Here is a 10,640-nt window from a genome sequence, read left to right as displayed (position 1 = left end):
CGCCGCCGCCGTCCTGGCGGGGCTGCTGCCCCTCGCGGGAGCCGGTCCGTCCGCCGCCGCGGACGAACCGGCCCCGGTGGCCGTCGACCGTTTCGAGGGCGAGGTGCCGTTCGCGGGGCCGCCCGAGGGGGGCATCTTCACCTGGGGCGGCGACGCCGACGACCCGCCGCGGCTGAGTCTGGCGGCCCGCGCCGACGCCCCCGAGGGCGCCAAGGTCCTCGAAGGCACCTACGACATCAACGGGTACGGCGGGTTCAGCCACGACTTCGCCTTCGACGAGCCGTCGCACGACTGGTCGGCCCACCGGGGCGTCCGCTTCTGGTGGTACGGCCAGAACACCGCGCCCCTGCCGCCCGGTTCCGGCAAGCGGATCAACTTCGAGATCAAGGACGGCGGCGCCAACGGCGAGGCCTCCGAGCTGTGGACGACGTCCTTCACCGACGACTGGGAGGGCTGGCACCAGGTCGAGATACCCTTCGCCGACTTCCAGTACCGCACCGACTATCAGCCGGTCGGCGGAATCGACCAGGTCCTCGGTCTGACGGAGATGTGGGGCTACGCCGTCACCCTGCCGACGGGCGCGCCGGGCCGGTTCGCCCTGGATGCGGTGGAGCTGTACGGCAAGGCCGATCCGAGCCTGGCGGCGAGCGTCGTCACCGACGCGGCCGTCCATCCCGTGACCGAGGGCGCCGTGGCCAAGGTGCGGATCTCGGTCGCGACGACCGGCTCCGGCCCGATCGAGGAGCCCGTGACGGTCGGCTACACCGCCGGGGGCGGCACGGCGGAGGCGGGCAAGGACTACACGGCCGTCTCCGGCTCGGTCACCTTCCCGGCCGGCAGCGCCTCGGGCACCTCACGGACCGTCGAGATCCCCACGGTCAAGGACAGGGCGGCCGAGAGCGCCGAGACCGTACCGCTCGCGCTCACCGTCACCGGCGCCAAGGCCCCGGCCGAGAACCCGCAGGTCGTCATCGACGCCCACGGTCTGCCGTACCTCGACGCCACGCTGCCGGTGAAGAAGCGGGTGGCCGACCTCGTCTCCCGGCTCTCCCTCGCGGAGAAGGCCGGCCAGATGACCCAGGCCGAGCGCAACGCGCTGACGGCCCAGGGCGACATCGCCGCCTACGACCTCGGCTCGCTGCTCTCCGGCGGCGGGTCCGCACCGACGCCCAACACCCCCGAGGCCTGGGCGAAGATGATCGACGCCTTCCAGCTCAGGGCGCAGGCCACCCGCTTCCAGATCCCGCTGATCTACGGGGTGGACGCGGTGCACGGCCACAACAACGTCATCGGCGCGACGATCATGCCGCACAACATCGGTCTCGGCGCGACCCGCGACCCGGCGCTCGCGGAGCGGACCGGCGCGGTGACGGCGAACGAGGTACGGGCCACGGGCATCCCGTGGGACTTCGCGCCCTGCGTCTGTGTCGGCAGGGACGAGCGCTGGGGCCGTACGTACGAGAGCTTCGGCGAGGACCCCGCGCTGGTGATCGCCATGGACACGGTCGTCAACGGTCTTCAGGGGCCCGCGTCCGGCAGCGGTCTGGACCGCAATGACAAGGTGCTGGCGACGGCCAAGCACTTCGTCGGTGACGGCGGCACCGAGTACGGCTCCTCCACGACCGGTTCGTACACCATCGACCAGGGCGTCACCAAGGTCACCCGCGAGGAGCTGGAGACCATCCATCTCGCGCCGTTCAAGGACGCCGTGAAGCGGGGCGTGGGCACGGTCATGCCCTCCTACTCCTCGCTGGAGATCACCGACGAGAACAGGCCCGCGGTCAAGATGCACGCCGACGGCGCCATGATCAACGGTGAGCTGAAGGACCGGATGGGCTTCAAGGGCTTCGTCATCAGCGACTGGCAGGCGATCGACCAGATCCCCGGCGACTACGCGAGCGATGTCCGTACCTCCATCAACGCCGGACTCGACATGATCATGGTCCCGACGGCGTACAAGGACTTCACCCGGATCCTTCAGGCCGAGGTCACGGCCGGCCGGATCAGCCAGGCCCGGATCGATGACGCCGTGTCCCGCATCCTGGAGCAGAAGTTCAGGCTCGGCCTGTTCGAGAAGCCGTACGCCGACACCACCAACCGGTCGAAGATCGGCTCGCCCGAACACCGGGCGGTGGCCCGCGAGGCGGCGGCCATGTCGCAGGTGCTGCTGAAGAACGAGGGCGCGGTCCTGCCGCTCAAGCCGTCGCAGAAGGTGTACGTGGCCGGCTCCAACGCCGACGACCTGGGCAACCAGATGGGCGGCTGGACCATCACCTGGCAGGGGAGTTCCGGGCGCACCACCACCGGGACGACCATTCTGGAGGGCATGCGGAAGGCCGCTCCCGACGCCTCCCTCACCTACTCCGAGGACGCCACCGCCCCCACCGGGGGCCATGACGTCGGGGTGGTCGTCGTCGGCGAGAAGCCGTACGCCGAGGGCCAGGGCGATGTCGGCAACGGCCATGACCTGAATCTGTCCGAGGAGGACAGGCAGGCCGTGGACACCGTCTGCGCCGCCATGAAATGCGCCGTTCTGATCGTCTCGGGCCGTCCGCAGCTCATCGGCGACCAGCTCGGTGACATCGACGCGCTGGTGGCGTCCTGGCTGCCGGGCAGCGAGGGCGACGGTGTGGCCGATGTCCTCTACGGCAGGAAGGCCTTCACCGGTCAGCTTCCGGTGACCTGGCCCAAGTCGGTCGAGTCACTGCCGATCAATGTCGGTGACACGGTCTACGACCCGCAGTTCCCGTACGGCTGGGGGCTGACGACCCTCAAGGCGCCGCCCGGCGGCGGGCGGTTGACCCTCGCCGCCCTCGGTGTCGCGGCCCAGGTGCTGGAGAAGGCGGGGCTCGGCAGGTCCGCGCAGGGCAGGGAGCTGGTCGGCCAGGCCAGACTGCTCGTCCAGCAGAGGATCGGGGACGACATCACCCCCGCCTCGGCGAAGCCCTTCGCGGACGCGGACCATCTGCTGCTCACCGGTGATCTGACCGGTGCGGTGGACAGGCTGACGGCGGCGTACAGGGCCGCCTGATCAGCCCCGGAACCCCCATGGGTGAGGCACCCGGGCCGGCGGGCCCGGGTGCCTCACCCTTTTCCTCTCCGGCGCTCTGCTTTCGCTTTTGCTCACCCCTGCCCCATCTTGGCGCGTTTCGGGTAGCGTCAATGTATGAGGACGAGGCTGTACTCCACGCTCTCCGGGATGCTGCTCGCCGGCTCGGCCGCGGCCCTGGGAATGGCGCCCGCCGCGGAGGCCGCCACCGGCCCAGGGACCGTGGCCGAGGCTCTCAAGGACGGACCCGTCTATGTGGACCCCGGGGCCGCGAGCAGGCTCTCGACGTCCGAGGCCGAGGCGCTGGCCAAGAAGATCAAGGACGCGGACAAACCGCTGTTCGTGGCCGTCCTGCCCGATACGGCCCAGTTCCCCGCGGCCACCGTGCTGAACACGGTGCGGGCCGAGACCGGGATCACGGGCCTGTACGCCATCCGTCTCGGTGACGGCTTCGACGCGGGCGCCGACTCCGCCGTGCTCTCCCAGCAGGCGGTCCGCGATCTCACCAGCGCGGTCAAGGCGGGCGGTCCGGTGGACGCGGCGACCGAGCTGAACAACTTCGTCGACCAGGCGCTCCCGCAGATCCGCGGCCAGGCCCCGGCGTCCTGGGACACGACGGGCTCGGGCGACGCCGGCGGCTCGTCCACCGGGCTGATCGTGCTCGGCTCGGTGCTCGTGGCCGGCGGCGCGGGTGCCTACGGTGTGGCGCGGTACAACCGCCGCCGGCGGACCGACCGGGAGCGCGAGGCGCTGGACAAGCTGCGGGTCGTGGTCGACGAGGACATCACCGCGTTCGGCGAGGAGCTGGACCGGCTCGACTTCCACCCCGCCGAGGCGGGCGCCGACGACGCGACGCGCTCGGAGTACGAGCGTTCCCTCGACGCGTACGAGAAGGCGAAGTCCCTGATGGGCTCGGCCCAGCGGCCCGACGACGTACGCGGGGTGACGGAGGCGCTGGAGGACGGCCGGTTCTCACTGGCGGTGCTGGACGCGCGCAGAAAGGGCGCCCCGCTCCCCGAGCGGCGTTCGCCGTGCTTCTTCGACCCGCGCCACGGCCCCTCGACGGCCGACGCGGAGTGGGCCCCGCCCGCCGGTGTACGGCGGACCGTGCCGGTCTGCGCCGCCGACGCGGCCCGGCTGGCCGACGGCGACGACCCGATGACGCGTACGGTGCAGACGGCGAACGGCCCCCGTCCCTACTGGGAGGCCGGACCCGTGTACGGACCGTGGGCCGGCGGCTACTTCGGCGGCGGGCTGCTGCCGGGGCTGCTCGTGGGCACGATGCTCGGCTCGGTGATGGCGACGCCCGCCTACGCCGCGGACTACGGCGGCGGTGACTACTCCGGCCACGGCGGCGGCGACTACTCGGGCGCCGACTACAACCCGGACGACTTCGGCGGTGGAGGCTTCGGCGGGGGCGGGGACTTCGGCGGCGGCGGAGGGTTCGACGGCGGGGGCGGTTTCTAGGACCCGGGTCCCGGGCCCCGCCCGCGCCCGGACCGCGGGCCCCGCCCGTGCCCCCGCGCCCCCGCCGCTCCCCTCACCTCCGCCTCGCGCCTGCGCCTCGTGCCCGGTCAGGCGGCTTCGGCGGCCTTCTTGATCGCGGAGATGTCGAAGGTCAGCTTGACCTTGTCGCTGACCATCACACCGCCGGTCTCCAGCGCCGCGTTCCAGGTCAGGCCCCAGTCGGAGCGCAGGATGGTCGCGCTGCCCTCGAAGCCGACCCGCTCGTTGCCGTACACATCGGTGGCGGAGCCATGGAACTCCAGGTCGATGGTGAGCGGCCGGGTGGTGTCCTTGATGGTCAGATCGCCGGTGACCCGGTAGGTCTCGGCGTCGGTCTGCTCGGTCGACGTGGAGCGGAACGACATCTTCGGGAAGGTCTCCGCGTCGAAGAAGTCGGCGCTGCGGAGGTGGCCGTCGCGGTCGGGGATCCCGGTGTCGACGCTGGCGATGGAGACATCGATCGAGGCCGTGGAGGCCGCCGGGTTGGAGCCGTCGAGGTTCAGGGTGCCCTCGTGCTCGTTGAACGAGCCGCGGACATTGGTGACCATCGCGTGCCGCACGGTGAAGCTGATGGTGCTGTGCGCCGGGTCGATGGTGTACTCGCCGGTCAGCGCGGCCAGGGCCGGGTCGGCCACCGCGGTGGCCGGGCCGGCCGGAGCGCTGTCGTTCTTACGGCCGAAGAGGGCCATGGTTCCTCCTGAGAATGCGGTCGCTTGGTCGTTAAACCTTGAACAACCGTGACCATAGACGGGTCTCGTTCAAAATTCAACAATGTCATCCGATCGAGTTCCCCGCACCCTGGCGGACGCGCGTAGACATCGGGCACCATCTGTCTGCTACCACCTGCACCGCTGCCCCACCGACACCAACGGTTCCCAGCAGGAGGCAATCCCCCCATGAAACTTCGCTCGGTACTCACCGCGTTCGCCCTGGTCCTGGGCGCGCTCTTCGCCCCAGGGTTCGGCGTGTTCAGCTCGGCGGGCGACGCCCACGCGGCGACGAAGATCACCCACGCGACGGCGACCTCGATGTTCAGCTCACGGGGCATCACCTGGTCCTCGTCCGGTGGCTGTTCCAACCGCAACAACTCCACCTGCACCTCGTTCGACCAGCTCAACCTGACGTCGGCCCAGGGCGCGCAGACCCTGCGGAGCGCCAGCGGCTGCGCCCTGAACATCACGGGCGGTACGGAGACGGGCCACGCGAGCGGCACGTACTCGCACTGGAACGGCTACAAGCTCGACTTCGGCAAGGCCACCTGTCTCACCAACTACATCAAGAACAACTTCACCTACATCGGCCCGCGCGGTGACGGCTATCCGCAGTGGCAGTCCGGCGCCGGCAACCTCTACGCCGACGAGGGCAACCACTGGGACGTGACCTTCTACAACTGCGGCGGCTGCTGACCGTCCCACCCGTGGAACCGCTGCCCCGCTCCCCGGCCGACCGGGGAGCGGGGCAGCGCCCGTCGCGCGGCACCGCGCGCCGGACCCGTGCTAGACCGGGTCGTGCCCGCACATCTCCAGCGCGGAGGTCCCGTGTCGCCGCTGTCCCGGTCGCCGCTGTCCCGCCGTGCCCTGCTGGCCGCAACCGGGGCGGGTGTCCTCGGCCCCGTACGCGAACGGGCGCCCTCCGCCGACGAGTTCGACGAACTGCGGCTGCGCTGGACGGGCCTTCGGCTCGGTACCGGCTACGACCCCGCCGCCGAGCCCTACGCCTCCCGGCTCGCCGGCACCGCCGGACTGGCCGCGGACTTCCGGCGGTCGATGGCCCCGGCCGCCACCCGTCTCTGGCCCGGGATCCCCTTCGACCCGCCGGCCGGGATCACCCGGAGCTACAGCAGGCTCTGGACCATGACCCAGGCGTACGCCCGGACCGGCACCGCGCTCACCGGCGACCCGGCGCTCCTCGCCGATGTCGTACGCGGTCTCACCCATCTCGCCGCCACCGTCTACCGCCCCTCGGTCACCCCCTACGGCAACTGGTGGGAGTGGCGGATCGGCAGCCCCCGGCTGCTGATGGACATCACCGCCGTCCTGTACGCCCGGCTCACCGGGGAACTGCGCGCGGCGGCCTGCGCGGCCGTGGACCACTTCGTCCCGGACGCGCTCCTCGGCCCGTACGCGGGCGTCAGCACCGGCGCCAACCGGGTCGACCTCTGCCGCTCCGTCGCCCTGCGCGGGGTCCTCGGCCGGACCCCCGCCAAGATCGCCCTCGCCCGTGACGCGCTCTCACCCGTCTTCCCCCATGTCACCGAGGGGGACGGCCTCTACGCCGACGGCTCGTTCGTCCAGCACACCTGGGTCGCCTACTCCGGTACGTACGGACAGGTCCTGCTGGACGGTCTGGGCCGGCTCCTCTCCCTGCTCGCCGGGTCCTCCTGGGCCGTCACCGACCCCGCCCGGCGGACCGTACTCGACAGCGTGGAGCACGCCTACGCGCCGCTGATCTACAACGGTCTGATGATGGACTGCGTCAACGGACGTGCCATCAGCCGCGGTCACCTCAAGGGCGACGAGCGGGGTGTGCTGCACGGCGACCACTTCCACGGGCAGGGGATCGCCGCGGCCGTCGCGCTGCTCGCGGGCGGGGCGCCGCCGGCCGCCCGCGAGCGGTGGACCGGGCTGGTCAAGGGCTGGATCGAGCGGGACACCGTGTCCCCGCTCCTGACCGCGCCGCGGTTCGACGTCGACGATCTCGCCCGGCTGCACGCGCTCGCCGCCTCGGACGTACCCGCGGTTCCCGAGCCGGTCGGCCACCGGCTCTTCCCCTCGATGGACCGGGCCGTGCACCGGGGACCCGGCTGGGCCGCCGCGCTCTCGATGGCCTCCGAGCGGATCGCGCACTACGAGTGCGGCAACGGCGAGAACCCGCGCGGCTGGCACACCGGCGCGGGAATGCTCTCCTGGTGGTGCGCCGACCGGGGCAACGACCAGTACACCGACTGGTTCTGGCCCACCGTCGACCCGTACCGGCTGCCCGGTACCACCGTGTCCACCAGGCGCCTCGCGGACCGGGAGGGCGGCGAGTGGGGCGCGCCCCGGCCCGCCGTACGGTGGGTGGGCGGCACGACCGACGGGACGTTCGCCGCCGTCGGACAGCATCTCAAGGGCCTCGGCTCCACCCTCGAAGCCCGTAAGTCCTGGTTCTTCCTCACCGACGCCGTCGTCTGTCTGGGCGCCGGGATCACCTGTACGGACGGGGTGCCGGTCGAGACGGTCGTCGACAACCGCAACCTGGGGGAGCGGGGCGCCCGCGCCTTCACGCTCGACGACTGCGCCCGCCCCCGCTGGGCCCATCTCGACGGGCACGGCGGCTGGCTCTTCCCCGGCGGCGCCCGGCTCGGGACCCTCGCCGAGGAGCGCACCGGCGCGTGGAGCGACATCAACACCACCAGTTCCCCCGAACGGCGTACACGCCGCTACCGGACCCTCTGGCTCGACCACGGCATCGATCCGATGTGCGCGGACTATGCCTATGTGCTGATGCCCGGTGTCTCCCGGCGGGCCCTGGCGGCCCGCGCCGCGGACCGCCACTGGCTGGAGATCCTCGCCAACACGGACGGCTGCCAGGCGGTCGCGATCCACCCGCTCGGCTGCACCGCCGTCAATTTCTGGCGGCCCGGTACGGCGGGGCCGCTCACCGCGACCGCGCCCGCGAGCGTTCTCGCCGTGGTCCGCGGCCGTACGGCGACGCTCCGTGTCGCCGAACCCCCGCGTTCAGGACGGCCGCTGGAGGTCCACTGGGACCGGAGGGTACGGCGCGTCACGGCCCACGACCCTTCGGTCGAGGTGCTTTCGGCGGGGCGTACGCTACGGCTGAGGATCACCCCGGGGACGGCCGGTGCCACCCATCGCTGTGAGATGTCGTTCATCTGACATCTAGGGGAATCCCACAAGAGCCGGGGGTACGTTGCTGTCCGGGGACCCCGCATCCGGCCGGGTTCTGTCCAGGCCCACCAGGAATACCGCCAGGAGACTGTGTGGAGTCTACGGCGTGTTTTCCCCGGTGCTCTTCGTAGGGTTGGCACATGACCGTAGTGGACGAGACGCCGAGCGAGCCCACCGATGCCCGGGGGCGTGTGGCCGAACTGCACGCCCTGCGCGAGGCGGCCCGCCGAGGGCCCAGCGACCGGGCGACCGAGGCCCAGAAGGCCAAGGGCAAGCTGACCGCGCGCGAGCGCATCGAGCTGCTGCTCGACGAGGGATCGTTCAAGGAGGTCGAGCAGCTCCGCAGGCACCGCGCCACCGGCTTCGGCCTGGAGGCCAAGAGGCCGTACACGGACGGTGTCATCACCGGCTGGGGCACGGTGGAGGGCCGTACGGTCTTCGTCTACGCGCATGACTTCCGTATCTTCGGCGGCGCCCTCGGCGAGGCCCACGCCACCAAGATCCACAAGATCATGGACATGGCCATCTCGGCCGGTGCCCCGCTGGTCTCGCTCAACGACGGCGCGGGTGCCCGGATCCAGGAGGGCGTCTCCGCGCTCGCCGGTTACGGCGGCATCTTCCAGCGCAACACCCGTGCCTCCGGCGTCATTCCGCAGATCAGCGTGATGCTCGGCCCCTGCGCGGGCGGCGCCGCCTACAGCCCCGCCCTCACGGACTTCGTCTTCATGGTCCGCGAGACCTCGCAGATGTTCATCACCGGTCCTGACGTCGTCAAGGCGGTCACCGGCGAGGAGATCACCCAGAACGGCCTCGGCGGCGCCGATGTGCACGCGGAGACCTCGGGCGTCGCGCACTTCGCGTACGACGACGAGGAGACCTGCATCGCCGAGGTGCGCTATCTGCTGTCGATGCTGCCGCAGAACAACCGCGAGAACCCGCCCACGGTCGCCTCCCAGGACCCGGTGGACCGCCGCTCCGACGTACTGCTCGATCTGGTGCCCGCGGACGGCAACCGCCCGTACGACATGCACAAGGTGATCGAGGAACTGGTTGACGAGGGCGACTTCCTTGAGGTCCACGAGCGCTGGGCGCGGAACATCATCTGCGCCCTGGCCCGGCTGGACGGCCAGGTCATCGGCATCGTCGCCAACCAGCCGCAGTCCCTCGCCGGCGTGCTGGACATCGAGGCGTCCGAGAAAGCTGCGCGCTTCGTCCAGATGTGCGACGCTTTCAATGTCCCGATCGTGACGCTGCTGGACGTGCCCGGCTTCCTGCCGGGGGTCGACCAGGAGCACGGCGGGATCATCCGGCACGGTGCCAAACTCCTGTACGCCTACTGCAACGCCACCGTGCCACGGATCTCCCTGATCCTGCGCAAGGCGTACGGAGGCGCCTACATCGTGATGGACTCCCAGTCCATCGGAGCCGACCTCACGTACGCCTGGCCCACGAACGAGATCGCGGTGATGGGCGCCGAGGGTGCCGCCAATGTCATCTTCCGCAAGCAGATCGCGGAAGCCGCGGACTCGGAGGCCATGCGCGCTCGGATGGTCAAGGAGTACAAGGCCGAGCTGATGCATCCCTACTACGCGGCGGAGCGCGGACTGGTCGATGACGTCATCGACCCCGTCGAGACCCGTGAGGTGCTCGCGAGTGCGCTCGCGATGCTCCGCACCAAGCACGCGGACCTGCCGTCCCGTAAGCACGGCAACCCCCCGCAGTGACCCTGCGTCCCGCGCCCTCCCGCCGAGAAGACGGAGATACGACTCCATGAGCGAATCCACGAACGAATCCCTGCTGCGCGTCGAGAAGGGGCAGGCCGGCCCCGAGGAGCTGGCCGCCATCACCGCCGTCCTGATGGCCCGCGCCGCGGCCCGCCAGGACGCCCCGGCCCACCACGGCAGCTCCACGGCCGGCTGGCGCCGCCTTGAGCGCACCCCCGGCTTCCGTGCCCCGCACAGCTGGCAGGGCTGATTCCCAGGACTCACTCCGCCTGTACGAAGGCCCCCGCACTCCTTGTGAGTGCGGGGGCCTTCGTCTGTGCGTCTGTCGCTTGCGCGGCTTGTGCGGCTGTGTGCCGGGCGCGACCGTGACCGCGGGTGTTGCGGGCACGGTAGCGCGCAAAAAACGGCGTCGTGCCCAGAGGGCGGGTTTGACGAGGGTGTTTAGTGCGCGTTTGGCGTAGGGGGGGTTGG

General features: G+C 71.1%; 7 protein-coding genes. 6 read left to right on the top strand and 1 reads right to left on the bottom strand.

What is annotated here, in order from left to right:
* Nucleotides 1-3,031 (top strand): glycoside hydrolase family 3 protein (locus ACWGDX_RS38680; protein ID WP_453633419.1); only part of this gene is annotated, 3,031 nt, incomplete at its 5' end.
* A 135-nt stretch (nt 3,032-3,166) separates the two neighbouring features.
* Nucleotides 3,167-4,516, top strand: a complete 1,350-nt coding sequence (locus tag ACWGDX_RS38675) for a hypothetical protein (RefSeq protein ID WP_453633417.1) — start codon at nt 3,167-3,169, stop codon at nt 4,514-4,516.
* Between the two features lie 107 nt (nt 4,517-4,623).
* On the opposite strand, the gene ACWGDX_RS38670 is transcribed toward ACWGDX_RS38675, so the two are convergent.
* Nucleotides 4,624-5,244 carry a YceI family protein gene (locus ACWGDX_RS38670; RefSeq protein WP_453633416.1) on the bottom strand — a complete coding sequence of 207 codons (621 nt, stop codon included), beginning with the start codon at nt 5,242-5,244 and terminating at the stop codon, nt 4,624-4,626.
* 207 nt (nt 5,245-5,451) lie between these two features.
* Here ACWGDX_RS38670 and ACWGDX_RS38665 point away from each other — a divergent pair, with 207 nt between their 5' ends.
* The 4 genes from ACWGDX_RS38665 (at nt 5,452) to ACWGDX_RS38650 (ending at nt 10,419) form a co-directional block, all read left to right on the top strand.
* Nucleotides 5,452-5,961: a hypothetical protein gene (locus ACWGDX_RS38665; RefSeq protein ID WP_453633414.1), complete on the top strand. Its 510-nt coding sequence runs from the start codon at nt 5,452-5,454 to the stop codon at nt 5,959-5,961.
* Nucleotides 5,962-6,093: 132 nt separating this feature from the next.
* Nucleotides 6,094-8,433 (top strand): polysaccharide lyase 8 family protein, encoded by a 2,340-nt coding sequence (locus ACWGDX_RS38660; RefSeq protein WP_453633412.1) that lies wholly within the window; start codon nt 6,094-6,096, stop codon nt 8,431-8,433.
* A 152-nt stretch (nt 8,434-8,585) separates the two neighbouring features.
* A complete protein-coding gene (locus ACWGDX_RS38655) occupies nt 8,586-10,169 on the top strand; it encodes an acyl-CoA carboxylase subunit beta (RefSeq protein ID WP_363084283.1) in 1,584 nt (527 codons plus the stop codon).
* Between the two features lie 46 nt (nt 10,170-10,215).
* Entirely contained in the window at nt 10,216-10,419 is a 204-nt protein-coding gene (locus ACWGDX_RS38650) for an acyl-CoA carboxylase subunit epsilon (RefSeq protein WP_363084282.1), read from the top strand.
* The last annotated feature ends 221 nt before the right edge of the window (nt 10,420-10,640 follow it).

This window comes from Streptomyces sp. NPDC055025, assembly GCF_053608565.1.
The sequence above is the reverse complement of the archived record's forward strand: the minus strand, read 5'-3'. Positions and strand labels throughout refer to the sequence as shown.

What these genes read in the sequence shown, in the direction of transcription:
- ACWGDX_RS38655 (WP_363084283.1), top strand. Translation starts at nt 8,586, where the DNA reads ATGACCGTAGTGGACGAGACGCCGAGCGAGCCCACCGATGCCCGGGGG.
- ACWGDX_RS38665 (WP_453633414.1), top strand. Translation starts at nt 5,452, where the DNA reads ATGAAACTTCGCTCGGTACTCACCGCGTTCGCCCTGGTCCTGGGCGCG.
- ACWGDX_RS38670 (WP_453633416.1), bottom strand. Translation starts at nt 5,244, where the DNA reads ATGGCCCTCTTCGGCCGTAAGAACGACAGCGCTCCGGCCGGCCCGGCC.
- ACWGDX_RS38675 (WP_453633417.1), top strand. Translation starts at nt 3,167, where the DNA reads ATGAGGACGAGGCTGTACTCCACGCTCTCCGGGATGCTGCTCGCCGGC.
- ACWGDX_RS38650 (WP_363084282.1), top strand. Translation starts at nt 10,216, where the DNA reads ATGAGCGAATCCACGAACGAATCCCTGCTGCGCGTCGAGAAGGGGCAG.